28 protein-coding genes are annotated in these 25,705 nt (G+C 61.2%); 25 read left to right on the top strand and 3 right to left on the bottom strand.

The genetic code is table 11. The features are described from left to right. Window positions 1-10 precede the first annotated feature (10 nt). The 4 genes from NCR35_RS27650 to NCR35_RS27635 all read left to right on the top strand — a co-directional run bounded on the left by NCR35_RS27650 (window position 11) and on the right by NCR35_RS27635 (window position 3,418). A complete protein-coding gene (locus NCR35_RS27650) occupies window positions 11-739 on the top strand; it encodes a PRTRC system protein B (protein ID WP_250537100.1) in 729 nt (242 codons plus the stop codon). Further along, window positions 739-1,395: a PRTRC system protein A gene (locus NCR35_RS27645; protein ID WP_250537112.1), complete on the top strand. Its 657-nt coding sequence runs from the start codon at window positions 739-741 to the stop codon at window positions 1,393-1,395. The genes NCR35_RS27650 and NCR35_RS27645 overlap by 1 nt, the downstream gene beginning before the upstream one ends. Next, window positions 1,392-2,225 (top strand): PRTRC system ThiF family protein, encoded by an 834-nt coding sequence (locus tag NCR35_RS27640; RefSeq protein ID WP_250537099.1) that lies wholly within the window; start codon window positions 1,392-1,394, stop codon window positions 2,223-2,225. Before NCR35_RS27645 ends, NCR35_RS27640 begins: the two co-directional genes overlap by 4 nt. A gap of 110 nt (window positions 2,226-2,335) precedes the next feature. Beyond that, window positions 2,336-3,418, top strand: a complete 1,083-nt coding sequence (locus NCR35_RS27635; protein WP_250537098.1) for a hypothetical protein — start codon at window positions 2,336-2,338, stop codon at window positions 3,416-3,418. 56 nt (window positions 3,419-3,474) lie between these two features. Here NCR35_RS27635 and NCR35_RS27630 read toward each other — a convergent pair whose 3' ends face one another. Then, on the bottom strand, window positions 3,475-4,680 hold the full coding sequence (locus NCR35_RS27630; protein WP_250537097.1) for an adenine nucleotide alpha hydrolase family protein: 1,206 nt from the start codon (window positions 4,678-4,680) through the stop codon (window positions 3,475-3,477). Between the two features lie 854 nt (window positions 4,681-5,534). Here NCR35_RS27630 and NCR35_RS27625 point away from each other — a divergent pair. The 10 genes from NCR35_RS27625 to NCR35_RS27585 all read left to right on the top strand — a co-directional run bounded on the left by NCR35_RS27625 (window position 5,535) and on the right by NCR35_RS27585 (window position 13,590). Then, window positions 5,535-5,879, top strand: coding sequence for a hypothetical protein (locus NCR35_RS27625; protein WP_250537096.1), 345 nt, complete (start codon window positions 5,535-5,537; stop codon window positions 5,877-5,879). A 114-nt stretch (window positions 5,880-5,993) separates the two neighbouring features. Then, window positions 5,994-6,128 carry a hypothetical protein gene (locus NCR35_RS29950; protein WP_284503349.1) on the top strand — a complete coding sequence of 45 codons (135 nt, stop codon included), beginning with the start codon at window positions 5,994-5,996 and terminating at the stop codon, window positions 6,126-6,128. A 99-nt stretch (window positions 6,129-6,227) separates the two neighbouring features. Then, complete coding sequence (locus NCR35_RS27620) at window positions 6,228-6,689, top strand: outer membrane lipoprotein (RefSeq protein WP_250537095.1); 462 nt, start codon at window positions 6,228-6,230, stop codon at window positions 6,687-6,689. A 125-nt stretch (window positions 6,690-6,814) separates the two neighbouring features. Next, complete coding sequence (locus NCR35_RS27615; protein ID WP_250537094.1) at window positions 6,815-7,198, top strand: hypothetical protein; 384 nt, start codon at window positions 6,815-6,817, stop codon at window positions 7,196-7,198. Then, window positions 7,195-7,656, top strand: coding sequence for a hypothetical protein (locus NCR35_RS27610; RefSeq protein WP_250537093.1), 462 nt, complete (start codon window positions 7,195-7,197; stop codon window positions 7,654-7,656). The genes NCR35_RS27615 and NCR35_RS27610 overlap by 4 nt, the downstream gene beginning before the upstream one ends. Window positions 7,657-7,887: 231 nt before the next feature. Next, on the top strand, window positions 7,888-8,334 hold the full coding sequence (locus NCR35_RS27605; protein WP_250537092.1) for a hypothetical protein: 447 nt from the start codon (window positions 7,888-7,890) through the stop codon (window positions 8,332-8,334). A 103-nt stretch (window positions 8,335-8,437) separates the two neighbouring features. Further along, window positions 8,438-9,955 (top strand): hypothetical protein, encoded by a 1,518-nt coding sequence (locus tag NCR35_RS27600; RefSeq protein WP_250537091.1) that lies wholly within the window; start codon window positions 8,438-8,440, stop codon window positions 9,953-9,955. 251 nt (window positions 9,956-10,206) lie between these two features. Beyond that, window positions 10,207-11,232, top strand: coding sequence for an ATP-binding protein (locus NCR35_RS27595; protein WP_250537090.1), 1,026 nt, complete (start codon window positions 10,207-10,209; stop codon window positions 11,230-11,232). A 108-nt stretch (window positions 11,233-11,340) separates the two neighbouring features. After that, on the top strand, window positions 11,341-12,255 hold the full coding sequence (locus NCR35_RS27590; protein WP_045463797.1) for a hypothetical protein: 915 nt from the start codon (window positions 11,341-11,343) through the stop codon (window positions 12,253-12,255). 9 nt (window positions 12,256-12,264) lie between these two features. Further along, window positions 12,265-13,590 (top strand): vWA domain-containing protein, encoded by a 1,326-nt coding sequence (locus NCR35_RS27585; protein WP_250537089.1) that lies wholly within the window; start codon window positions 12,265-12,267, stop codon window positions 13,588-13,590. A 76-nt stretch (window positions 13,591-13,666) separates the two neighbouring features. Here NCR35_RS27585 and NCR35_RS27580 read toward each other — a convergent pair whose 3' ends face one another. Both NCR35_RS27580 and NCR35_RS27575 read right to left on the bottom strand, forming a co-directional pair. Further along, entirely contained in the window at window positions 13,667-14,134 is a 468-nt protein-coding gene (locus NCR35_RS27580; RefSeq protein WP_250537088.1) for a metallophosphoesterase family protein, read from the bottom strand. Window positions 14,135-14,160: 26 nt separating this feature from the next. Beyond that, window positions 14,161-14,628, bottom strand: coding sequence for a zinc-finger-containing protein (locus tag NCR35_RS27575; RefSeq protein ID WP_250537087.1), 468 nt, complete (start codon window positions 14,626-14,628; stop codon window positions 14,161-14,163). 369 nt (window positions 14,629-14,997) lie between these two features. Here NCR35_RS27575 and NCR35_RS27570 point away from each other — a divergent pair, with 369 nt between their 5' ends. Genes NCR35_RS27570 through NCR35_RS27520 form a run of 11 tightly spaced genes read left to right on the top strand, consistent with a single transcriptional unit; the run spans window position 14,998 to window position 25,580 of the window. Further along, window positions 14,998-16,047: a TadA family conjugal transfer-associated ATPase gene (locus tag NCR35_RS27570; protein ID WP_061138251.1), complete on the top strand. Its 1,050-nt coding sequence runs from the start codon at window positions 14,998-15,000 to the stop codon at window positions 16,045-16,047. 12 nt (window positions 16,048-16,059) lie between these two features. After that, the gene (locus NCR35_RS27565) at window positions 16,060-16,413 is read left to right on the top strand and encodes a hypothetical protein (RefSeq protein WP_035967777.1); all 354 of its coding nucleotides are present in this window, start codon (window positions 16,060-16,062) and stop codon (window positions 16,411-16,413) included. A gap of 46 nt (window positions 16,414-16,459) precedes the next feature. Then, the gene (locus tag NCR35_RS27560) at window positions 16,460-16,723 is read left to right on the top strand and encodes a conjugal transfer protein (protein WP_053572942.1); all 264 of its coding nucleotides are present in this window, start codon (window positions 16,460-16,462) and stop codon (window positions 16,721-16,723) included. Further along, a complete protein-coding gene (locus NCR35_RS27555) occupies window positions 16,717-19,179 on the top strand; it encodes a VirB4 family type IV secretion system protein (RefSeq protein ID WP_250537086.1) in 2,463 nt (820 codons plus the stop codon). The genes NCR35_RS27560 and NCR35_RS27555 overlap by 7 nt, the downstream gene beginning before the upstream one ends. A gap of 23 nt (window positions 19,180-19,202) precedes the next feature. Continuing rightward, window positions 19,203-19,970 (top strand): TrbJ/VirB5 family protein, encoded by a 768-nt coding sequence (locus tag NCR35_RS27550; protein ID WP_250537085.1) that lies wholly within the window; start codon window positions 19,203-19,205, stop codon window positions 19,968-19,970. Then, the gene (locus NCR35_RS27545) at window positions 19,967-20,986 is read left to right on the top strand and encodes a type IV secretion system protein (RefSeq protein WP_250537084.1); all 1,020 of its coding nucleotides are present in this window, start codon (window positions 19,967-19,969) and stop codon (window positions 20,984-20,986) included. Before NCR35_RS27550 ends, NCR35_RS27545 begins: the two co-directional genes overlap by 4 nt. Further along, entirely contained in the window at window positions 20,983-22,365 is a 1,383-nt protein-coding gene (locus NCR35_RS27540; RefSeq protein WP_250537083.1) for a TraI domain-containing protein, read from the top strand. The genes NCR35_RS27545 and NCR35_RS27540 overlap by 4 nt, the downstream gene beginning before the upstream one ends. After that, entirely contained in the window at window positions 22,362-24,233 is a 1,872-nt protein-coding gene (traD, locus tag NCR35_RS27535; protein ID WP_159838916.1) for a conjugative transfer system coupling protein TraD, read from the top strand. Before NCR35_RS27540 ends, traD begins: the two co-directional genes overlap by 4 nt. Window positions 24,234-24,243: 10 nt before the next feature. Then, window positions 24,244-24,762 (top strand): hypothetical protein, encoded by a 519-nt coding sequence (locus tag NCR35_RS27530; protein ID WP_053572914.1) that lies wholly within the window; start codon window positions 24,244-24,246, stop codon window positions 24,760-24,762. Further along, window positions 24,719-24,973, top strand: a complete 255-nt coding sequence (locus NCR35_RS27525; RefSeq protein WP_236572880.1) for a hypothetical protein — start codon at window positions 24,719-24,721, stop codon at window positions 24,971-24,973. The genes NCR35_RS27530 and NCR35_RS27525 overlap by 44 nt, the downstream gene beginning before the upstream one ends. Continuing rightward, a complete protein-coding gene (locus NCR35_RS27520; RefSeq protein ID WP_250537082.1) occupies window positions 24,966-25,580 on the top strand; it encodes an IncC plasmid conjugative DNA transfer DtrJ family protein in 615 nt (204 codons plus the stop codon). Before NCR35_RS27525 ends, NCR35_RS27520 begins: the two co-directional genes overlap by 8 nt. The last annotated feature ends 125 nt before the right edge of the window (window positions 25,581-25,705 follow it).

Raw genomic sequence — 25,705 nt, 5'->3', positions numbered from 1 at the left:
GGAGTTTTGTATGAAAGGGCTTGATATTGGCTCCGACCGCGTCGACGAACTCGCGGCGATCAGCGCCATCTTGCTGTACGGCCGTCAGGACCGCAGCGCTGTCTACGGCACCGTCCATCCGGTGACGCAGGGCAAAAGCGGCCGGGCGACGATCGGTGCCGGAAGGCCGATCGACCGCATGGCGCTTGTCGATTGCCTGCGCGAGCTGGGTCAGAACGCGGCGCCTAAGGCCGAGTTTCTGCCTGAGACGGTGCTCTCGGTATCGCAAGAGGCTGTGATGTGGTGGTGCAGACCGGCGATGCGAAGAGTCTTCTTCGATTGTCACGAGATCGGGCGGCGCAGTGCGGTCGTCCCGCATCCGGGGCTGGTGTTCCGTGCAGCTTCGAGCGGGTTTTCCGTGTTCGCGCTGCAGGAAGACAGCCGGCCAACGCCTGAATCGAAGCTGCACGAACCGCCTTACTTCAACACCTGGGACTGGGGGCGGATCTGCATCGGCTCGGCGCATGTGCCTAAGCGGATCGACATCGACTCGATCGGCGGATGGGAGAGCGGATTCTTCGAATCGGCCTTCACACACCCCAACCACGGCAACAAACGTGTCTCGCATCCGAATGGCGAGTTCGCTTTCTGGAAGGAAATGCTCGACGGCAAGTACGGCGAGCAATTCCCGAAAGACGTGCTCGTCCCTATGGACCTTACCCTCGCTGACTTGATCGCCGGCAAACAAGGAGTTCGATGATGAATGCTGGTGCTTTGAATCCTGCCGATGCCGCGCTTCAACGCTCGTTTCCGACTGTCATGGTGCCCCGGCGTGAGCCGGTCGTGCCGATGCAGGCGGCCGGTGAGCGGCTGCTGATCGGCGAGAACGGTGTCTTTCTAGAAATCGATCTGCCGTGGCTCTCGGTCGTCCGCCGCATTGCGCACTACACGGTTCCGACCGCGATCCCCTATGGGAAAGTGGCCGAGTCGACCGAGTTGCGCTGTGGTGCGGTGCCGCCCGAGTTGATCGGCGAGTTCGTCGCGATGGCGCGCGCCGCGCATCCGCTGGAAACCGGTGCGTGGATCGTCTGGAACGTCGAGACGAAGGAGTTTCGCCTCGCGCGTGTGAAGGTGCTGTCGCAGAAGACCGGGTCGCTGAGGTACGAGCGGCCGGGTCTTCTGCCAAGCGAACTGCGGGTGATCGACTGCCATTCGCATGGCGCGCATCCCGCGTATTTTTCGCCGACAGACAACGAAGATGACCGACACGAGACGAAGTTCGCCTTCGTCGTCGGCAACTGCGCGTCCTCGGTGCCGAGTATGGCGATGCGGCTGTGCGCCAAAGGTATCTTCGAGAACGTCGAGCGCGTGCCGAGCAGTTGGTACGCGGCGGCTCGCGCGCAGGAGGTTGCATGAACGGGATCATCCGACATCAACTTCCTTCGCGGATGCTTGAGCGAAGCTGGAATGTGGTCGTAGTAGGCGCGGGCGGTACCGGAAGTGCGGTGCTCCCGAGCTTGGCGCGGCTGCATCACGCGATGCTGGAACTTGGTCACCCGGGCGGCATCGACTGCACTGTCTTTGACGACGACACCGTCAGCCCGACCAACGTCGGCCGGCAGGGCTTCTATCCGAACGACGTGGGCGAGTACAAAGCCTCGCTTATCGTCAATCGGCTAAACGCACTGATGGGCACGAACTGGCGGGCGGAAACCCGGCGGTTTGGCCCGGGTGAACCGCTCTACAACGTCGATCTCGTGATCGGCTGCGTCGATACGCGCGCCGCTCGGGCCGCGATTGTTGGCGCCGCCCAGCATACGGGCGCGTACTACCTCGACTGCGGCAACGACACGAATCGCGGCCAAGTCGTCATTGGTCAAGTCTGTGGCAAGAGTTACGCGCTGAAGCATCCTGAACGGCTGCCGCATGTGGGCGAGTTGTTTCCGGAACTGATTGACGCGAAGCTCGATGCGAAAGACGAGACCCCGTCTTGTTCGATGGCCGAGGCGCTGCGCAAGCAGTCGCTGGTCATCAACCAGGCCATCGCGGTCCAAGCGTTCAACATGCTTTGGACCATGTTTCGGACTGGCGCAGTGCCGTTCTCGGGCGTGTTTGTGAACCTCGCAACGGGGCGCACAAATCCGATTCCGTTGGATGCGGACGCGTGGGCGCGCTTTGGATATGAAGTCCCGACGCCGCCTGTGAAGAAAGCGAGGAAGAGCCGCAAGGCGAAGCTCGCTGCCTAATAAGTCGCTGTTCAATCCTGCCGACCTCCGCAAGGGGTCGGCTATCCTATTTCACATCCCAGCGGGTGCGCAGCCCGTTGGGGCTGCTCCGCTATCAATTGGAGCAAAACATGGGTTCGTCGATTTTGACGGGCAAGCGCGCCGGCGCAATGCAAAAGGCCGACGGCGAGTGGATCTACGCGCTGTTCGAGCGTGGCTATGAGTCGAACGTCTATCCGCATACCGACCGCTGGTCGGCCGTGGCGCTGGGCAATTATGCGCAGGTCATGCGCCGCATCTTCTCGCATGCGACCAGTTGCGAAGGCGGGATGCTTCGGAGCCGCAATGGATCAATCCGGCCTGAAAATTACATCGCCAGCTGGAGAAGTGAGCTTGCCAAGCCCACGCTGCTTCGGGATCGGGCGATCGATTTGTCGGTCGGCTCCTCGTGTTACTCGGCGGTGCCTGAGTCGCAGTTGGACGATGTCCGGCTGTCGTTGATCCGGGCGGGGTTCGAGTCTCGCATCGATGAGTTGGTTGCCGGCAGCTTGAGCGTTTCGCTGCACGCGGACATCGACCTGCTGCTGTCCATTTACGGGAGCAGCGGTCCGCTCAGCGTGTGGCGTGTGCTCAAGGAGTACGACTGTGGCACCACGCAGATCGAGGTGCCGGTACCGTCCACAACGAAGACGGCGATGGAGCGGATGCCCGAGGTGCGGTGTCATTCCATCGATCAGCACAGTGTGTTGGTTGCAATGGGTGCTGCGCCGTGGCGTCACGCTGGCTGGCAATACAGCGCGGTCGGCTCCTTCATCACCGAAGTCGCTTATCCGGTTGAAATGGAAACGCCGGGGTTCGCCAAGAAGGCAATTCCAGCGTTCCGCGACGCGGTGAGCAACGCCCCGCAGGTGCCGTCGGCGACGCGCATCACCGTGACGCGCGCCCCCGAGGGCACCGAGGAGTGGAAGGTTCGCCGCGCAGACGAGCTTGCGAGAACGCTCGGCGTTGTGGCTCAGGACGCATGTGCGCCGGCTGTCTTCAGCTTTGCGTTCGGCGACTTGCTCAATCGCGAAGACACGGACCGGCTGCTGTACGGCCTCGATTCCTTCAGCGATGCGCAACTCCAGTGGGAAGTCCCCGTGGCGCGTGAAGGCGCCGCGCCAGATCCCGCGTTTTTTTCGGCGGACGTTCAGCTCTCGCTGTGTCTCGCCTAGTGCTGTTTTGATCAAGCCACGCCCCGAATTTTCGGGGCGTGGTTTTTTTTCGCCCGCTAGAAGGCGAAGCTCGCTTGCGCCGGGACTGACGCGGCTGCGGCTTCGGTGGCATTTGCGTCGGCAGACGAAGGCGCGCCTTGCCGCTGTGCCAGCAGTTCGTCGTACCGGCGCATAACGTCGGCGGCGCTGGTGTAGCCGACCTCGATGCCGACTGTCTGGGCGACGCGGCGGCGCACGCTCGCGAGCAATTCCGCTTCGTCGGGCGTCGGGCGCGCGGTCGGCCAGCCGGACGAGAAAAGCAGGTGCGCAGGAATCTTGGCCTCGATGGCTTGGCGCTCGATGGCCGCTGCCTTAGCACGGGCGACGTCGGCCGCCAGTTCAGGCGACAGTATGTGCGGCGCGACGTCGGCCAACCACCGTTGTCCTTGGAAGGCGAACGTCGATTCAGCTTCCAGTCGCACCATTTCCCGGTAGACGTCGTGGTTGTCGGTGCAGCTTGCCGCGGCGCGCAGGTCGTCGAGCGAACTCATGATGCAGTAGGCGCACGACACGCGCGACGCACCGTAGACGGTGTATGCCTCGTGCAGCGCCAGTCCGGCCGCAGCGATCTCGGTGAAGACTTCGTCGACGGTCCATTCGATGATCGCATTCCACGTCACACCGGTGCGCCCCTTGGTCGACAGGGGAGCGAGCGGGGCCGCGACAGCCATCTTGCTGCGAGCGCTGCTTTCCTGACGTCGAACGCCGGTGATACTGACGATGTTGTGGGTCGGAAAGCGCTTGTTCAAGGCCGAATTAATTAGTGATCCTTTCAATTCTGAGGTGCAAAAACGCATCGACGGTGTGCTCCACGGCAGGATCAGGCGCACGCAGGACAGATCGCGATACCGCTCGACGTTATTCGACCAGCGCTTCTCCCATCTGGCCAGCATGTCACCGGCTTGCCGTTGCAACGTGAGCAGTTCCCAGCCGAGATGGGCGGCAAGCCGCTCGCACGCCGGACCGCTGTCCTTCCATTCAACACGGCCGAGGTCGGAATGAACCAGGATGCGCGGGCCATTGTGGCCGATGGCATCGAGATGGCGAGCGACGGCGAGCGCGCATGCAACGCTGTCCTTGCCGCCACTCACTCCAATAGCGACGACCGCATCGCTGGCGAGCAGCGCAGACACCTCCGGAGTCAGCGCGACATCGCGCGCACGCGCAGGATGGAAGGACGGGCGGGCAGTGCGCAGCGAGGACAAATCGATGGTCTGGAGCATGGTCGAAGAAGAATCGGAGTAGATGATTCATCTTCGCAGCTACAGCGCAAAGTCAAGCTGCGCGGGGCTTTCAGAGGAGCGACCGAAAGAAAGCCCGCGTCGCGGCGAGCGACAGCGGGCTAATGGATGGGATCTACAACAGCGCGCGCCTACAGCCAAGATGACACGCAGTAATAGCTTAGTTGCCACTTCCCGATGCGCAAGAAAAAGTCCTCGTGAGACAGAAAAGTGGCTTATCCAACAGTTCGGTTCTTATTTGTCAGTCTATATTGACGTTACCCGCTAATAAGGGTGCTGAGAGACCAGACAAAACAAAACAAGAAAAACTGAGGCCATCCAGGGCGCGTCTCTGGGTGGCCTTTTCTTCGCCCTAGTGAGGGCAGTCACCAGCGCCGTGAGCCCCCATTCGCACCTCGCGCGCTTCGTCGGGGAGCTCCTGCGCGTCCGCATCCGCCTTCGCTTCCTGTCGTTGAAAACGCGGTTTATTTTGAATCAAGACGTTTTTTGCGACCTTTTCAACGCATGGGCTTTGATGTCGACCGCTAGAATGGCCTCTCTCTCAGGTTCGTCGACGGCCCTCGGATTTGCGACGGACTTTCAAGCGCCGCTTCAGAAATGGAGCAGGCGCTTTTTTTCATCCTCGCTGCGTGCCGCTGGCTTACGTCATTAATACGAGGTCCGGTGGTCAGCGGCCCCGGTCGTCCCGTCACGTTTGAGCGAAAGGCATAGCAAATCCTTGAGCTTTCCGATGCCGACTACGCGGCCGACTCCGTAGACTGGCTCCATTCCCCGCGCTTTTGCGCATCGACCTACCCCTCCAGCGTGCTGGAGGACCATCTTCTCTCCAGCCGTCAATGACGGCGATCTTCTGGCGACCCTCGTTGGTCGCCTTTTTTCGTCCCGTTGGGAGCCTATCCCTCCGGGAGACAGCTCCCTTTATTTTTGGAGTTGTCTATGTCTTGCAATTTCGCACCTGTCGTCAAAGTTTCCAGCAAGAGCGGTTTCATGGCAATCAGCGTGTGGTCGGTCAAGACGTCGAGGCCAGCCCGCCGCAGCTTTACACCGGACGCATTCATTCGGTGTGGAGCGACGGCACGGCAATGGTGGATTGGGACTATTCGCTCAACCATCAAGCCGAAAGGCATCTGGTGCAAAGTGGTCGTGTCAGACTGCATCACCTCAGCCATACCGCCTCATAGGTCTTCGTAAATGACGCGTCCAGTGCAGTTCGCTGGACGCCGTTTCTTCAGGTCCAAACTTCCTTGATGGGAGCCTCCCATCGAGGGCGGCTCCTACCTTTTCAGGAGTTGCCCATGTTCCCGATGCTCAAACACGCTCTCAGCAGCCTCACCTGGTACGCCAAGCAGGACGCCGAAGCCTGGAAGATGCTGTCGTTTCTCGTTGTCGTTGTGTACGTCTCGACGGCAATCGCCTCGGTCACCCACTGACTCACGTAGCTTTTCCCTGCCTATTTCCCGTTTCTCTTCCCTTTGGGGCAAACCAGCCCCTTCGGGGATGGATTGCCTCACATTTAATCGAGGTGATCCATGATCAAGTTTTTCTGTTCCATGATGCTTCTTTCGGTTCTGACTGGCTGCGCCACGGCGGACTTCGGCTCGCCGGATACCTACCAGCGCTACGACGTTCAACGCATCGGCCAGTTCGAGCAGGCAACCATCCTGCGCGTGCGTGCGATCACAATCGAGAGCAGCTCCGGCTCGTCGGGCATTGCATCGATCGTCAGTGCAGCAGCGGGTGCCTTTCTGGGCTCGCAAGTCATCGGCAACGGTAGCGGCCGCTATATCGCCGGCGCGCTTTCCGGCTCGGTTTCCGGGTTGGTGGCTCAACGCGTAAGCGCCGCTATGTCTCGGCACAGCGGTGTCGAAGTTTTCCTTCGTCGCGCCAACGGTCAGACGGTGGTCGTCACGCAGGTCGACGATCAGCAGTTCGCTGCGGGTCAGCAGGTGTTTCTCATCTCGAATGGGTCCGGCTACCGGATCACTCATTAAAGCCCGGTCGCTAGCGGGACCGACAATCTTGATAGCGCGGTGAAAACCGCGCCAACCCTTGCGGGGCAGGCTCCCCGCAAGGGACCCGCCTCGTCTGCAATGAGGCAATCATGAAATTTCCCCGAGTGTTCTATGCGGACCGCAGTAGTGCCAATGCCGGCGCGAAAGCGGCTCTGCAACGTCATGCGGCGCGCGTTCTGCGACGCGTCGCCCATGACTTGCGTCTTCCGGCGCATGCGCACGAGATCGTCGCCGATACGCGTCGCGGCAGTTCTGCGGTACGGGTGTCGTTGCGCACGGAGACGTTGTTTGTCGACGTGCTCGAGCGGCAAGGCGGTTCAGGTGTCGCGCTGTGCTTCAGAACCCGGCGCGGCCGCTCCGACCTTACGGGCGGTGGCGAGAACCACGTCGCCCTGACGCAACTCGAAACGCCCGCGGGCTATCGAGCGATGCTGGACGGCCTGCGGTTGGCTGGCGGCATCGATCTGAAGTGCGGAGGTCGTCGATGAAGCTTGCGAAGGTGAAAATCGAGTACAGCTCCGGTACGACCATCGTGGACCGCGTTAGCCTCGACCCGCTCACGGGTCGTGTCTATTTGGCTCCGCGGGTACTGGGGCTCATGGAAACGATGGAGCAGTCGGAATGTTCTCCATCGTTTAGTCTCCAGTACAAGGGCTTTGTGCTGCCGGTAGCTGCTGCTAGTGGGGAGTACAGCGTCTCGATGCCCGTAGAACATGGCGCCGGACTCGGGAAAATCCTTCACTCGATAGCCGTGCCGTCAAAAGAACAGCGCCAGCAGAACGGGCGCTATCTGCATACGCTTTCGGCGGCGTCGATTGGCGGTGCCGCCGCGTCATGGCATGCCGCGCTTGGGCAGGGGTGGGACGCATTCGTGCTGCCGGGATTTCTGGCTGTCGCGGGAGTGCTATTATGGTACGCAGGAATTTGGAGCATGGAAGGAGAATAAATATGTCCACAGGAATCTTCGTTTTGGCGATGTCGATTGTCATTTCGGCTTTCTTCATCTGGACCTCCAACAACGGCCGCAAAGCCGATCGCGAACGCGATTGGGGCAAGTGATTCGACACGGCGCAAGCTGAGTCCAAAGACGAAACCGCACCTTTCGAGGTGCGGTTTTTTTTACCGTTTCCCTTTTCTGGCGCGCCTTCGGGCGCGCTTTTCATTTTCAGGATTGGTTATGTCTCAAGCGAATGCGGATGTGCTGCCGGCAGGTGTTGCCGCCGATGGCGTAGTCGATGTTAAGTCAGTCGCGCGGCTCAACACCGACGGCAAAACGGTCGATCAGGTCTTCCAGGACCTCTGCCGCTTCGTGCGCGGAACGGAGCTGGAACCCGAGTGGCTTTGTCACGCGAACCTGCAGGACGACGCTAACGAAGCCATGTACGGAGCGCGCCACAGCAGACCGTGGCCCGAGCCGTCGTCACACGACCGGATTTCCGTGTCTGTGTGCATCGGCAACTCGGAAGGGTGGATCGTTCATGTGGACTTCGTCAGCCGACCTCAGCTTAGCGACTCGCTCGACCGCACCTACGCGATCATGCCGTTGCTCCGCGCGAAGGTGTTTTCGACTGACCACGCGTGGTCGCTCGCCCGTCTTATCGCCCGTCTAATCGACGCGGCCTAATAGCTTTTCAACTTCGTCCAGCGCCCATTCGGCGCATTTAACCCTTGCCGGGCATCGACCCGACAGGGAGCGATTGCCCGCAATTTTTCAAAGGCAATCGACCATGTACCAGCTTTCCTTCTCGGGCTCCGCCCATTCCTTCCGTACGATGCTCGAAGCGCTCCGTTTCCTGCGAGAAGACGCGGACGTCGCAGCAGTCGACGCGGCAGAGATTTCGCTCACGTTCGTCAGCCACTCCGTATCCGTGACTCGCTATAACGGCACGCTGACCGTTCGTCGGCCCGGAACGGCGACAAGCCTCTTCCTGTCGCTCATCGACGAGATCGACGCGACCTACTTCAGACCGTCGTTCGCCGCGCTCGAAGCGTGGCAAATCCGGCGCGAGCACTGGCAACTGCTTTATCTGGCTTTTGATCTGGCGCGCGAGCCGCTGTATTTGTTCTCCTCTGACCAGATCGCGCAAGCCAACGAAGAGGCGGCTAAGAGCGGCAGTCGCGGGCTGGACCTCTTCGAGCTGCTGCAGGACGAGTCCGAGCGTCGGTTCGGCTTTCGCTACGCGGGCCCGGTCCTCGACAACCGGCAGAGCAATGGTCGGCACGAGGTTCATGTCGCCTACGCGCTCGCGGCGGGCAAGCCCGTTCCGCAAGCGGTCATCGATGACTACGCTTCGTTGTCGAAGTTCGATTCGGACTTGCAATGGGCCAAGCCGCTTCTCGCGGTGCCCGAGTTGCGTGGTGCGTTGCCGCTCGCGAAGCTCGTGCCGCTCGCAACGGTGATGCGCCATTCGAAGCGGGCCATCACCTCTGACAATGCGGCGCTGCTCGCGATGCTGATGGGTCTCGTGCCGAACTCGCCAACGACGGTCGAAGTCGACGACCTGCTGTACGCGAAGGGCATTCTCGAAGCGCATCCTTTGCCTGAGGCCTACCTGAAGCCCGTCGATGTCGGCCTACCGACCTGCCAGTTTGCGGAGGTACTGCGGCGCACGCTCGCCGACAGCGCGCGTGACAACCGGCTAACGGAACTCGAGAAGGCGCGGAAGTCGGGCAGCATCAGCGCCCGCCGCTTCCAACTGGACTCGCAACTGGCGATTCTCGATCACGGCAGGCACACGCACACTTTCGCCAACGAGTTTGCGAAGGCAGTGCAGACGGCCGACATGTCCTATCTCTTAAGCATCCTGGACCGGCCCGACGATGCGAACCGCGCGAGCAAGCAAGCGGTGCGCGAGGTGTTCGGGATCAAGCTCATCGGCGTTCGCGCCGCGGCTCGGCGCCGGGGCATTTTTCAACTGGCAGGTATGGACGCCGCGCAGCAAGCAGAGTGGGAGGCGTTGTCGGTTTCTCAACGTGAGGCGAGGCGCGTCGCCCGCGAGGTCGCTCGCGCTCGCGAAGCGGCTGAGATGTCGCGCGTTCGCGCGAAAGACGGCGTGGTGCTGACCGGTGCGGAGTGGGTAGATCGCACGATCGCCGACGGCTTCTCGCAGATCGTCAGCCTGCGGCAGGGGACGAGCGTGCGCTACGCGCTCGCAGATCCTGTGCGGCAGTTGCAGGTATCGCTTCGTGCAAACGACGGTACGCTCGCCTACGCGCGCGTGGCGCTCGAACAGCGCGCGAGCTAATTCACCTTCGACGAACCCGGCTACGTGCCGGGTTTTTTTTCGTCAGTTGCGCCAGCGCCAAAGCTTAAGACGATGCGAAATAGTGACCTTTCCACGAATTGCCTGACCGCTCGACGCCTACACTGCATCTATCACCCGCGTCACTGACGCATCGACCCAGCCGGCTACGAGCCGGCTTTTTCATATCTTGCCCCTAAGGGACCACGTCCCTACGGGCGTAGTCTTTATGGGGCTCCTCTTTGGAAGCCATCATGAAAGTCACGCCCGCTCAACTCACCGAACTCCTCTCGCTGTACGTGCCGAAGCGCCTGCCGGTGCTCATCACTGGCCGCCCCGGCATCGGCAAGAGCGACATCGTCGAACAGACCGCGCATGCGACTGATCACGAACTGCTCATCAGCCACCCGGTTGTCGAGGATCCGACCGACTCGAAAGGGTTGCCGTTTCCCTCGCCCGATGGCACGACCGCCAAGTTCCTGCCGTTCGGGGATTTGGAACGCGCGATGACCGCCAGACGCCCGCTGATCTGGTTCCTGGACGACCTTGGACAGGCCTCGCCCGCCGTGCAAGCCGCGAAGATGCAGTTGCTACTCGCGCGGCGCGTCGGTGAACACGTGCTGCCACCGCAGGTCACTTTCCTCGCGGCCACGAACCGCCGCACTGACAACGCTGGTGTCTCCGGGATTCTCGATCCGGTGATCTCGCGTTTCGCCACCGTGGTGGAACTCGAACCGACGATCGACGACTGGACGCAGTGGGCCGTGCGCGAAAACATCCCGCCCGCGCTCATCGCGTTCCTGCGCTTCCGTCCGGACTTGCTGTCCGTGCAGAAGACGTCGCGCGATATCGAGAATGCACCGAGCCCGCGTAGCTGGGGGTTCGTCGCAAAGACGATGGATGTCGTGCCGAAGCACCTGGAGCACATCTCCTACGCCGGTTCGGTGGGAGAGGGTGCCGCAACCGAGCTTGTTGGCTTCCTCCAGGTCTTCCGCGAACTGCCGAATCCGGACGCGATTCTTCTCGCGCCCGATACGGCGATGATCCCGACGATGCCGGCGGCGTTGTACGCGATTGCGGCAGCGCTTGCGGCACGCGCGAACGAAAACAACTTTGATCGCGTCGTGCGCTACACCGAGCGTCTGATCGGTGAAGGGCATCGCGAGTTTGCGGCGCTGCTGGTGCGAGACGCTGTCCAGCGCTCGCCGCAGATCCAGAACTCGTATGCGTTCATCGGCGCGCAAGGCGGCGAGATCGGCAAGATCATCCGCGGCGAGTAACCACGCAATACCCCTTTCTCAGCCTCACCCATGTTGGCCCTGTCGTGTCTTCGGACGCACAGGGCCTTTTTCTTCGCTTCATCCATTCCATTTCTACGAGGTTTTCACATGGACATCACTTCCATTCAATCGAAGGTCATGCTCTGCTCCGTCACGATTTCGACCTGGGTCGCCCGCCGTTTCGACGGCAAGGTGACGCAGGAAGTCGAAAGCAAGCACCATGCGAAGGGCATCGGCAGATTCAACAAACGCCTGTTGCCCGAGCACGCGCCGAGCTTCGCAGAAGTCGTGACGCTCGCCGGCCGCATCCGCTCGTACTTCTACGACCACACGCTGAAGTACGACCAGTTGGGCGTGCGGCTGCTGCCGACGATGGTCTACATGGATTTCGCCGAAAAGATGCGCTCGTTGAAAGACGAGTTCGACTTGGCGGTCTCCGTGTTCCTCACCGACTACCTGAATCTCAAGGAAGCGGCTCGCGAAGAACTGAACGGACTTTTCAACGAGGCGGACTATCCGACCCTCGCTGAACTGACCACGAAGTTCGGCGTGAAGATGGCCGTTCTGCCGTTTCCCGACGCGAGCCAGTTCGGCGTCGAGCTTCCGGCGAACGTGCTCAACACGCTCAAGAGCGAGTTGGACCAGCACGTTCTGGCCTCGATTGCGACCGCGAACGAGGACCTAGTGCGGCGTCTGTACGAAGCTGTCTCGCAGATGGCTAACCGCCTGTACGCGACCGGCAACGTCCGACTGGACGTGGCAAACAACGTGCGAGAACTGTGCGCCTTGTTGCCGAAGCTCAACTTCGCGAATGACCCGCAGCTCACGCACATCCTCGAGCAGGCCAAGACACATCTGGCCGTGCATACGGGCGCGGAACTGAAGGACTCGCGCGTGCTTCGTTCTCAGGTGGCCAGCAAGGCGCAGGAGATTGAAGGGCTGATGGCCGCGTTCATGGGCATGCAGCCGGAGCCGATGGAAGTCGAATCGGCGGGTGCAAGCCAATTGCGCCTCGTCGCGTAAGGGGGCGTCATGGACCGCAACGATGTTGTGCTGGGTAGTAGCGCGGTCCATCCGCGCATTGCCCGGCAGCGAACCGAGCTCGTTCTCTCGCAACCATTCTTCGGGGCGCTCGCGCTCCGGCTGAATGTCCGCGAGGACCCGTCCGCGAAGACGTTCTGGGTCGACGGCGAGACGTTGGGCTACAACCCGACGTATATGGAAACGCTCAGCGACCTCGAAGTCAGAGGTGTTGTCGCCCACGAAGTGCTCCACGTGGCCAATGGTCACTGCTGGCGGCAGGGCGCGCGCGATCCCGATCGATGGAATGATGCCTGCGACTACGCGATCAACCCGATCGTGCTGTCGTCGGGCATGGTTCTGCCGAAAGGGGCGCTCGTCGATCCGCGCTATACGGGCAAGTCGGCCGAGGAGATCTACGGTTTGCTGACGCAGGAGGCGAAGGAAAAGCAACAACAGCGTCCGCAGCCGAATCAGCAACAACCGCAGAACCAGCAGCCTCAGAACGGGCAGCAGCCGCAGCAGCCGCAGCCGCAGCAGCCTCAGCCGGGTCAGCAAGACCAGCAGCAGCCGAACGGCGGGCAGGCTCCGAAGCCTGGTGGCCAGAACGGCACGGCTCCGGGACAGTCGCCCGCCGATCAGCCAGCGAAACCCGGCTCTTTTGGCGAAGTGCGGCCCTACAAAGGTCCGGACAAGCCGGTAAAGGAGGCGGAGTGGAAGGTTGCCGTCACGCAAGCCGCGAAAGCGGCCGCGATGCGCGGCAAGCTCCCCGGCGATCTGCAGGCGATGGCCGGGGAAGCGGTTCGGCCTGTGGTGGACTGGCGCGCGGTGCTGCATCGCTTCGCGCAGCAGTCGTCACCGTCGGACTACAGCTTCGCGACGCCTAACCGCCGGTATCTGCATCTCGGGTTCTATCTGCCCGCGCTGCATACACCGGCGATCGGCGACGCGGTCTTCGTGCGTGACTCCAGCGGTTCGGTGTTCGACGAGACGCAGGCTCAGTTCGACGCGGAGATCCTTGCGGTTTTCCACTCGCTGAAGCCCGCGCGCTTGATCGTGATGGATTGCGACACGCGCGTCACGCAGGTGCAGATCTTCGAGCGAGGCGACTCGCCGGAGATCAAGCCCGTGCGTGGTGGTGGCGGGACGGCGTTCGTCGATCCGTTCAACCGGGTCGCGCAAGACGACATGACCCCCGCCTTTCTGGTCTACCTGACAGATATGGTGGGGCGCTTTCCGACCGTCGCGCCGCACTATCCGGTGCTGTGGGCATCGACCACGCCTTTGACGCGCGCTCGCAAGGCGCCGTTTGGCGAGACGATGGAGGTGATCTGCTAGTCCCCGGCTTTGGCCGGGCATTCCCTGAAAAACGAAAGCCCGGCAAATTGCCGGGCTTTTTTTCTGCGCGCGAGTTTCACGCGCGGCGTTTCTGCAGCGGCTGGTAAGCCTCGCCGCCTTTGAACCTTTCCAAACGGTCGCTTGCGGTGGTTAGCGCGCCGAGCGTCGCGCTATGGAGTTGACGATCGTACATGCTGACGATCGCAGCCAGCAGCGCAAAGGCGGCGTCGGAGGCGACACCCCACGTTCCGGTTTGCCTGCCGCCTTCGAACACTTCAGCCATTGCTCGGTCGGCCGCCAGCAGCGATTCGTGAGAAAACTCGCCGTGACCCGCCTCGCTGAGGAACTTGCCGAGCAAAACGACTTCTGTGATGTGCTGCGCCGGGCCGATATGGTCACAGTCGCCGCGGATGGCTTCCAATGACAGGTGGGCACAAAGCGCGAGCTCATCGGCAACGGAACGCGGGATCGGGAGCAGTTGCGCTTTGTTAAGGCGCGCGCGGGCGGCCTGAGAGGAGCGCTGGAACGGAAGGGTGCGAGACATAGCAAACGTTTGATTGGCTGTCAGTGTTAACGATCTTCCGACGCCGGTTCTGAAGGGCTAGCGGTGCGAGCGCGCTGGAAACCCTCAACGACAGCGATCGCACGCTCGCATTGGTCCGCGCCGAGCGTATGGATCGAGCACTTCTCCGCATCCGCCCCGATTTCGGCCGCCAGCCATTTCATTGCTTTGGCGCGCGCCTCAAACACATTGCAGCCATCGCGCCGGACCTTCGCGGCAACCAACGGTTCGAGCGCCGCATGGAGCTTCGCCTTTAGGTCGCGCAGCCGGGCGTCAGCGAGACGGCCTAGCGGTACGTGGCGGGTGCTGCGCGGAAAAACGCCGGCCCACGCCTGGCAGTCCGCGCAAAGCCACAACGGACCGTGATCGTCGCGATAGGGGTAGGCGTCGTTACCGGCGTGCACGAGCGTCGCGGGCGTGCCGCAGTAGTCGCAGTTGGGGTGAGGAAGAGGCTTGACTGGTTTTCCAACGCGCATCGCCGAGGACTAATGGCGGAAAGGTTAAATATAGCAAGCCGGATCGGTAACGCCAGTCAACCGCAACGTCTCACAATGCGAAAGGTGAGCCGACTAAGGGGGGTGTGAATATCCGGCTCATTTTGTAACACGCCTTTTTTGCTTTAAATTCAGTGACGTAACGTAATTGAGAAGTGCAGTGGGACGCTCTCCGGAGAGCGTTGGTCGACGCCCTCAGCGAAAGAATCGGCGGGTCCTTTTCGTAACAGCCCCCGAAGATATCTCTGCAGTCGCGGAGAAAGCTGCTTAATTTGACGCCTCTTTCGATGCCTGCGCGCGTTTGCCAACGCCAACAATAGCCGACATGTTAGATAGCCCACAAAGCATCGCATGTCCGAGTCTGTCGATAACCCACTCCTGAAGCTGCGTCCGCTGGAAGCTGAAGCCGTGCGCATGTTTTTCCATGCGCTCTCGCCGCTGCGCGAGCTGCTCGATGCGCCTGACCTCGCGGAAATCATGATCAATGACTACCGCAACGTCTGGGTGGAGCGTCGGGGCGTGATGACGCGGGAGAACGTCGACCTGCGCCCGGAACAGCTTGAAGGCGCAATTCATTCCCTCGCCTCGTCCGTCGAGAAGTCGGCGAAGGCGGGAAGCGACAAAGGCATCATCAACGCGGGCCATCAAAACCTGCGTATCGCAGCGGTCATGAGTCCGACGTCGATCGACGGGCACGCGCTGAGCATCCGGAAGCATCGGGAGTCGAAGCTGACGCTTTCGGACTACGTGAGCATGGGGGCGTTTTCTGCGGCGAATGCTCGGCCGGAGTTCGCGGAAGCCATTCACTTTGAGGAAGGCATCGAGGACGAGGCGCTCATGCGCGCGCTCGTCGCGCTCGTGCAGTCACGCAAGAACGTCCTCGTCGCCGGCGGCACGTCCGCAGGCAAGACGACGTTCCTCAACGCGCTGATTGAGCAGATCCCGTCCGACCAACGGGTGATCTCCATCGAGGACACGATGGAACTGAAGCTGCACGTGCCCAACCGCGTGCGGCTGCTCTCCAATGCCGACACGAACGTGACGACACAGCTGCTCGTTGCGCTGTGCCTGCGCTTTCGCCCCGACCGCATCATCGTTGGTGAAGTCCGGGGCGGCGAAGCATATGACCTGCTGCAGGCACTGAACACTGGCCACGACGGCGGCCTCGCATCGATCCACGCAAACAACGGGCGCACGGCGCTGAGCCGCCTCGAATCGCTCGCCATGCTCGGCATCCCGACCGGATCGCGGTGGGAGCTGGAAGACATGCGCAAAAACATCGCTGACTGCTTCAACTACGTCGTGCATTTCAAGCGCACAGGCGAGATGCGGCACGTCTCCGAAATCCTCGAAATTAGGGGATTCAAAAACAACGATTACGACCTACAACGCGTTTTTTAACGGGAGCATCAAATGAAGGGCAAGAAGGTACTCAACAGAGCCGCGACGGTGGCAAAGCGTCTGCGTCCGGGCAAGTCCATGCTGGTCGGCGCACTTTTGAGCGTCGTGTCGGTTGCGGCAATGGCTGCGGGCGATTTTTCGAACCTGACGGGCCTCACCGACATCATCTGCACGATCAGCAACCTGATCAGCGGCCCGTACCTCTACGGCATCGGCATCGTGCTCATCACGTTGGGCGGCGTCGCGGTGGCCAATTCGGAAAGCAACATCGCGAAGACCTTCTCGGTGGTGCTCGTCGGCCTCGGTATCGCCTCGGTGGCCGTTCCGATCATGCAGAGCCACTTCCACATGGCCAACGCCTGCTGATATGCGTCAACACAAGGTTAGTCGGGGCCTTTCGCTGCCGCGCCAGATGGGCGGGGCAGACCGGGGACTCGCCATTTTCAACGGGACGATGACGGCGCTGCTCACCTACACGAGCTGGACGCCGGGGTTTCTCCTTGTCGGCGTGGTGGTGCATGTGTTCTTGCGCTGGAAAAGCTCGACTGACCCGTGGTGGCGAATCGTGATGCTGGTGTACAACCGCTACCCGGACGTCTATGAGCCGGGGCCGAGCAGCCGTTTTAGCGCGCGCTTCAAGCGCCCGTATGGGTTTGATCAGGACCTTCCATGCTGAAGATGATGTTCACCAAGCGCGCGGTGCAAGAAATCGCGCCGTGGGCCACGATGGTCACGCCCGAACTGGTGCTCAACAAGGACGGGTCGCTCCTGACTGTGTTCGAGTTCGAAGGGATCGACGCGGATTCGCCGAATCCCGGTGACATTACGGCCGCGCGCGACAACCTGGACCATGCATGCCGGAACTTCGACCACCGGGTAACCGCGTGGTGGCGGATGTCACACCGGCGCGTGCGCGGCGGCATGGAAGGCACGTTCGCGTCGGAGGCCGATGCGCGCGTCGACGCGATCAATCAGGCGATCATCGGCAGCGGCAGATACTTCAAGAATTCGCATTCGCTGGCGCTCGCTTTCACGCCCGAGACCGGCATTTCGCGGATCTTCGACAAGATCAGCTATCACATGACGGTCGGCGGCAAGAATCTCGCCGTCGCGATGTTTGAAGCCGCGAAAGACACGATTCTCGCGCGCAGCGCCTTCGCCTTTGACCTGACGAAGATCCAGAACGAGATTAAGCGGTTTGAGTCCGTGATCGACGGCTTTGTCGGCGGCGTTACGCGCCTGAAGATGAAGCGGCTTCAGCTTCAAAACGTGCTCTCGTTCCTGCATCAGCGAGCGAATCCGTCGACGCCGAAACGCCGCGTGCGCTACCCGGTCACGATGCTTGATACGCATTTGACCGAAACGGAAGTGACCATCGGCGCGACCGAGCTGATGTTCGAATCGGCGCACGGCAAGGTGTACGCCCGCGTCATCGGCATCAAGGAATGGATGGGCTTTCAAGAAGCGGCGCTCGACGTGCTCTCCCAGGTGGACGCGGAACTGGACGTCTGTGTGATGTTCCGGTTCCTCGACACTTCGCGGGCGAGCGCGTACATCAAGAAGATACGCGGCTTTTATAAGGTCGCGGCCTTCAATCCGGTCGCGATCCTGAAGCAGTGGGCAACGAAGGAAGAGCAGAAAAACGACGAAGGTCGCGAGATCCTTGCGAAGGAAGCCGGCGACGCGCTCGCGAAGCTCGACGCCGAGGGTCAACAGTACGGCTTCGCTAATATTTCGGTGGTCGTCTATGGGGGCACGCCTGAGGAGTGCGAGGACGCGACGCGTCAGGTGGTCGGCGTCATCGGCAACGCGGGCTTTGGCGTGATCCTCGAAAGGACGAACCTGTTCGCCTCGTGGAGCGCGACGCTGCCGGGCCGCTGGGACCAGCAGAAGCGCCTGCAGTTCGTTGAGACGCCTGCCGTCTCCGACATCGCGCCGCTCTGCAGCGTGGGCGAGGGTTCGAAGGTCAATGAATGGCTGACGCAGCAGTCCGGTACGAAAACCGGCCCGCTCACGTGCCTGCCGACCCGCCATCGCACGCTCCAGTATTTCGACCTGCATCATCCCGGCGGCAAGGCGCACACGCTGGTCGTCGGCCCAATCGGTGCGGGTAAGTCGGTGTTCCTGAACTACCTGATGACGCAGACCGGGCGCCACGGCGCACGGCGCATCCGTTTCGACAAAGACCGCTCGACGCGCATTCCCACGTTGCTCGCTGGTGGCCGGTTCATCGATGCGACCGGGCGTTTTGAGGCCGCAACCTCGGTCAATCCGCTCTCGCTCATCGGCGAGGAAAAGCACTGGTCGTACGTCGCGGACTGGGTGCAACTCGCCATCGAGGGCGAAGACTATACCTGCACGCCGCAGCAGCAGACCGAGATTTACGAGCGCATCCGGACGCTGGCGCTCGGCTTTCCGCCTGAGAAGTGGCGTCTCTCGGGCCTGATCACGCTGCTGCCGGCCGATTTGCGCGAGCGCCTTCAGGTGTGGACAGAGGGCAACAAGAACGGCAAGTTCTTCGACCACGCCGAAGACGGCTTCGCTATCTCGGACGACCTGTCGATCGAGATGGGCGACCTGTTCCAGAACTTCCCGGTCGCCGCCGCCTTGTTCATGGACTACGCGTTCTACCGGATCGCGCAGATCCTCGACGGCAAGCGCTACACGGTGATCGAGATCGAAGAGGCGGGTTTCTTCTTCACCTACCCGAAGTTCTACGCGCGCCTCGAAATCTGGGCGGTGACGATCCGAAAGCTTAACGCGGCGCTGCTGATGGCCACGCAGTCGCTTGGCCAGTTGGCTCGCGTGCCCAACTTCGAGATCCTGAAAGAGAACATCCCGAACATCATCTACCTGCCGAACAGCGACGCGATCAACAACCAAGGGTTGTACAGCGACGTGTTCGGTCTGACGCAGCACCAGATCAAGATGATTTCCGACGCGGTGCCCAACCGCGACTACCTGTGGGTGACGGCCAAGCAGAGCCGCATGCTGCAGGCGCAGTTCCCGAAGGAGGCACTTGCCTACCTGCGCTCGGACGGTCGCGCGCAGGCGCTCCTCGACAAGCACGTGAAGTCAGGCAGCCCGCAATGGCGGGAGGACTACGTGCGCGACGTGCTCGTCAACGCTTGAACGCATTAGATAAAGGTATCGCCATGATGAAAAAACTCCTCCGCTGCGTCGCAGCCACCGGCGTTCTGACGCTGGGATTCGTGCAACACGCCAACGCGAACATGCCCGTGTTCGACGCGTCCAACTTCATTCAGAACACGATGACCGCGGCGGCCGCCGTGAAGGGTGAGGTCTATCAGGATTCGAACCTCGTCTATCAGTACCAGATGATGCTCAACCAGTTGAAGCAGGCGACCAACCTGAATCCTGCAGCGATGCTGGCGCAGTTCAATAGCATCACCAGCGACATTACGAGCTTGTCCAAATACACGGATGCGCTGAAGGACCTGTACGGTGGGCTGCAAAACAACGCGGAATACGCAAGCAAAGTCCAGGCGCTTATCACTCAGTCCGGCAAGACGCCGGAACAGTGGTTCACCGACCAAAACACGCTGCTTCAAAACAACGACAGGACGGCCAAGCAACTCTTCCAGCAGGGCAACGACGTGATCTCGCACGTCAGCACGCTGGCGAAACGCCGTCAGGAAATTCAAGACCAACTGAATATGTCGCCGACGATGCAGGCAACTGCTCAACTGACCACGCACATGCTCGACATCATCTCCAGCCAGAACAGCGACCTTCTGACGATGATGGCGGCAAAGCAGCGCAGCGACGCGGTCAAGGATTCGGCGACGGTCGCCGACCAGCAGGCGAACAATGCAAGTCAGGCGGCGCTCAAGGCGCAACAGGACCGGGAGCGTGCTGCTTTCGACGCGCAGATCGGCTCTTCGAAGGTGCTGGGGCAATGATGGTGCGCTCAGCAATGTCGCTTTTAAGGTCACTCCTCGTCTTTCTGGCGGTGATCTGCTGCATCGGCTTCACTGCTAGTCGCGCAATGGCACAAGCGGCTCCCGCGGTGCCGGCGTCGTCGACTAGCTCGGCTGCACTTCTGGCAAGCCAGGCGGGCGACTTTAGCAAGGGGGCAAGCAGCGCCGCACAGCAGATCCATGTTCTGCTCGGCAACGTCGTCACGACGGCAGTGGATGCGAGTTCGGGCGTGATGAGCGAGGCCAACAAGTTCGCGTGGGGCCTGGGGGTGATCTCGCTAGTTCTCGTCGGAGTGAGGTTCGCCGGGACGCACCATCCGATTTCCGCGTGGGTCGACCTGTTCGAGGAAGTGGCGATCCTCGGCATCTTCGTCGCTTTGTACCTTGGCTACACGTCGTCGGCGGCTGGCTTTTGGACGTGGTTTGAGCAGTTGGCGGCACATATCAGCAATTCCGACAACGGGTCGGTCGGCTCCCAGATGGCCTCTCTAGCGGGGACCATCATCGACGCGCTAACGGCGAAGCTAAAGACGGTCAAGCTGTGGGACATTCCTGCGCTGTTGACCGATGTCATCGTTCTTGCCTTGGCGGGGTTGGTCATGGTTCTCGCCTCGATCATCTTCGTTTATTACACCGCGATTGGCCAAATTCAGGCCGCCGTCGGTATCGTCCTTGGCCCGATTGCGATTGCGCTCGGCTTCTCGTCGTACACGCGCAGCTATTTCAAGAAGTGGCTCGATTGGATGATCAGCGCGGGGATGTACACCGTTGTGGTGGCCGTCCTGATAAAGCTTGTCGGGACGTCCATCTCAGACGCGGTAAGCAAGGCGACGCACGTGGGCGGCTCTACCACCGTCAACGGGGCGTATGTCTTCGACCTGGCGGTGTTCGTGCTGCTGCTGTCCTTCGAGATTCCGAAGCTCGCAACGATCTTCGGTGGCGGTGCGACGGCAACCGGTACCGGTGCCCTTAAGCTGGCGAGCAAGTTCATCCCATGACAATCGCTCACGAAGCCGTTGCGATCGAAAACCTTTTCGCCACGCACCAAAAGCGAATCGAATTGGTTCGACAGTGCGCCAATGAAAGCACGGAAACGGAGTTCGCACGCAAGTGGGTGTCTGTGCTGCGTCGCTGTGCTAGCTGGTTTTCGTCGATGCCGCTCACGCCCGAGCTGCATTGCGAGCCGGGCGGTGCATTCCGCGCAACGATCGAATCGACCTTTTATGCGATGCGGCTCGCGGGCGGGCAGAAGTTCGCGGCTGACCTCACGTCAGATAAGCGTCGGCGACTGGAGCCGCAATACAACTACGCCGTCTTCTTGGCTGCTGCCTGTTCGCTGCTTGATGAGCCGTTTCGTCACTTTGAGATGGTGCGGCTCTCGGACCGCACGAAGTGGAATCCGGCGGCGCACGGAGCCTTCGGCACGTGGATCGGAACCGGTCAGTTCGCCGTTGAGCGGCGTGTGACGCCACTGAAGAATGAGCGCATGCGCACTGCCATGTTTGCCCAGACCGTCATCATGCCCGAGCTGCTTTCCGGGTTCGATACCACGGTGCTCGACGACCTCTTCAACGCAATCAATCCGGAGCGCAGCCCGCAGGGGTTTGAACCCCTCGTCCACAAGGTGGTGCGGCAGGCCATGGATGTTGCGGTGGACTTCGAGCGCAAGGCGCAACGCGCCGTCTTTGCGCCCGTGATGTACGACGTTCCCTCAGCCGTGCACGTCGCGCTCGCGCTTGAGCCGCAGTTCGTCGCGGCGCCCGCCCCCGCGACCGCCGATTCGGCCGTGCACGCGGGGCAGCCGCCGGCGAGTCCCGGTGCGCCGTACGGGGGCGCGGCGCCGGGGTCGTCGACGAATACTCCCGACCCGCAACCTGCCGTTGTTGGAGCAACGGCGGCGGCGCAGCAGCAGGAGGCCGCCTCCGCGCCGAAATTCTCTCAGTCGTTGCTCGATGCGTTGGAGCGCAGCGAAGCACAGGCCGCTAGCGCGGTCGCGGCTGAGCCCTCGACCGGCGCGAGCGCGCCTGCGCCGCGCCCGGCACCGGTCGACCCTGCGGCAGCCCGCCCCGCACGGTCCAATGCGAACAGGGTTGGGCCTTCCGACGAAGAGTTGACTGAACTCCTGGGGCCGGGCGCTGCAATGCTGAAAGAATTTTTCAAAGCCCTTGCTGGAGACGTGGCGACGGGAAAGGCGAATGTGACGTGGGAAGAGAAGGGGCTGGCCGTTCAGAAGCGGCTCGTCGGTGGCTACGGCATCACGAGCGATACGCTCGTCGAACAACTCAAGAAGCGCAGCCTGCTCATGCGCGCACACGGCAATGACATCTGCATTGTCGAGCGCGCCGGCCGTCTCATCGTGGAGCGACCCGCGAAATGAACTACGTCAATCACTTCCGTCCGATCTACGAGTTTCGTCCGTTTCTCGTTTGGCCCATCGTCATCGTTGGCATTCTGATCTCTGGAATGCCGTACGGATGGGCATTCGCGTTAGTCGGTGCGGCGCTCCTCGCGATCCGTGCGCTCCAGATATGGAAGGCACTGAGCTTTCGCATGGCCATCTCAACGAAATGGCTGAGCAAGATTCGCATCGAAAAGCTTCTTGCTACGCAGAACGCGATGCGGAAAAGAGCGGACTCGATGTATCTGGGCATCGGGTACGAGTGGACGCAGAAGCATACGCAGATTGCCCACGAAATCCTGCGGATGCCCGTAACCGACATTCCGTCGTTGCCGAAGTGGTTGCCGAAAACCGAGATTGGCCGGACCGTTGAGGAACGCATCGAGCGGCTATTTGGTCCGCGCGACAGCATTCGCGATCGCATGCCGCAGGGATCGTCCTGGATCCACGGTATGGAGCAGAAGAAGGTCGAGGTGCCGTTTCACTATAAGGCGATGGGCGGGCACACGCTGGTGGCGGGCACGACTGGCGCGGGAAAGACCCGCACCTACGAAGTCATCTCCACGCAGGTGATCCACAACCCAAAAGACGTCCTGATCATCGTCGACCCCAAGAACGACGACGAGTGGAAGAAGCGCGTAGAGAAGGAGTGTGCGCGCACCGGGCGCAAGTTCCTGTACTTCAATCAGGCGAAGCCGCATGAGTCGATCCGCCTGAACCCGCTCGAGAACTGGTCGCAGCCGTCGGAAATCCCGTCGCGCATCGCGCAGTTGATGGAAGAAGGCCAGTTCCGTGACTTCGCGTTCCTCTTCATCGACCGCGCGGTGAAAGGCGAACTGTATGTCGGCGACAAGCCCAACTTGCGCTCGATCCTGAAATACGCACAGTCAGGCATTGGAAATCTGCTCGACCGTGGGCTGCGACGATTCTTCATCGAGAACGGCCTGACCGATTGGGAAGAACTGACCGTCACCGCGACGGTAAAAGACGCGCAGCGCCGCAACGACGTTTCGTTGATTGACGGGATGGTCAAGCTATATCTCGACCGATTCGCCGCTCACGACCGGGGGCACGAGACGATCGATGGATTGATCGCCACGCACACCCACGACCGCGAGCATTACATGAAGATCATCGCGTCCGCGTTGCCGCTGCTACAAATGCTGGCGACCGGGGAAACCGGCCTCATGCTCGCGCCGAAAGCGGACGACTTCGAGGATGAGCGCGAGATATGGGACATCGACAAGATCATCAAGCAGAAGGCGGTCTTGTACATGGGACTCGACTCGCTGTCGAACAACATCGTCCAGAAGGCAATCGCGTCCATGGCGTTGTCGGACGTCGCCGCCGTCTGCGGCGCGATCTACAACTTCTACGCAGAGAAGCCTGATGTCGTGCTCATCATCGACGAGATCGCTGAGGCCATCAATGAGCAAGTAATCCAAATCCTGAACAAGGGACGCGGAGCAGGGTTCAAGGCGTTCGTCGCATTCCAGGCGCGCGCCGACCTCGAGGCGAAACTCGGAAACGCAGCGAAAATGCTGCAGGTTTTGGGTAACCTCAACAATCAGGTGGTGCTTAGACTAGAGGACTCGGATACAGCAAAGTGGTTCTCGGACAAGGTTGGAGAGACTGCGATCCGCGTGGTGAACGTGTCCAACAGCACCAATACCACGACCGAGGCGCATGCGCTCGAATTCAGTGGCTCGCAGTCCCGTTCCATTCAGTTGGAGAAGGTGCCGCTCATTCCCGTGAAGCTGCTCCACAGTCTGCCGAATCTGCAGTACTTCATGCGCATCTCTGGCGGTGCCGTGTATCAGGGTCGAATTCCTATCATCGAAGGCTAAAACACAAGTTATGTCCGCTGCATATAAAAACATCATTCGCGATCACAAGCTCTCGCACAGGCTGGTTGCGGTCTTCAACGTCGCACCGGAGCTGGAGCTTGCGTGCTCGCGTGTGGCCGACTTCATCGGGGAGCGGTTTATGGGAGACAAAGGGCCGCTGGCCGCGGAGATGATTGAGTCGGCGCTTGATGGCTTCCGGCGCGCGAAGCGCACGGGCGACCAGCATATCGCCTTCATGCAAGGTCTATTCGAGCCATCGAAAGCCTTATACGCTCGCCGGCTTGTCGCGCGGTTTGGCGACAAGGTGTCGGTGTGGTGTCCGATGGTCGAGGCAATTCCCGCGTTCGAAGCGCGCCACTTCGAGTACCAGTTCGAGATGGTCGATGAGCGTTGCCCGGACGAGATCACTGAGCGCACCGCCGCGTTTCAGCTCGCCGCACGCGTGCTTCAAGGAGAAGCCTTCCGCCGTTACTTCGAGGAATACGATGTCGCTCACCGTTACGATCATAGCGAAGCTGTCGGGAGTTGAGCCGCGCACGGCTCAGCGGGCGCGTGACACTGCCGCCGCCTTCGACGGCGATGTGAACGCAGCCGTGCCCGAGGAATTTACTTACGGCGCGGGGGCGCGGTGCTACGCGTTGGCAACAATCGCCGAATTCCGCCCGGCGCTGTTTTGGGGCGGACTGATGGCAATCGTCGCGGTGCCCGCCCTCATGCTAGTCAAGGTGTTACATGGCTAGCCGGTTCGGTTCGCACATCAAGGTGTGGTTTCTGCTCGTGCCGGTGCTAGCCATCGCGGTGATGCCGGCGATCCCGGAGCGTAAGCTATTCGAGGTGCCGGAAGCGGAAACACATTCTCTCGTTGAGTCAGTCGGGCAGGACCGGGTCGACCGCGCGATGCGCAGTGCCAACAACGAGTTCCGCCGTGCGTTTGTCGATAGCGGGCTGCTGCACCGTACGCTGAATGCCTCTGGAAAGGTAGGCGGCTTGGACGACGGCGGGTTCTCATCGTTCGCCCATACCTGGACCGAGAACTTCTGGCTGCTGGTGTACCGCATGCTCTTCCGTGCGATGGTGATGAAGATGTGGATCGTTGGAACACTTCTTTTCGCCGTCGGCATGTTCATTGACGGTGCGGCGCGCAGGAAGATCAAAGCGTCGGCTGCGGGCTTTGTGAGTCCCTTATCTTTCCATCTGGCAGGCCATGGACTGCTGCTTGTCACTGGAACGCTGTTCGCGGTGCTGGTGGTCCCGTTGCCGGTCCTGGTTGGCTACTGGGTCGCCGTCGCTGCGCTCCTCGGAGGTCTCCTGTGGAAAGCTGCCGAGTCCTTCCAGTCGTCGAGATAGGGAAAAACGTCGCGCGACTCGTTAGCTGTTCGACAAAAAAATTGCTCTGTTCCCCTCAGGCAACGCTACCCGGATAGCGTTGCCTTTGTCTTTTCCGCCTTCGTCTCCGCTTCCAGCCTAGAGCG

Origin of the sequence: Caballeronia sp. AZ10_KS36 (assembly GCF_023631105.1) — a bacterium.
Taxonomy (GTDB): domain Bacteria; phylum Pseudomonadota; class Gammaproteobacteria; order Burkholderiales; family Burkholderiaceae; genus Caballeronia.
This window is presented reverse-complemented; position numbering and strand designations above follow the sequence as displayed.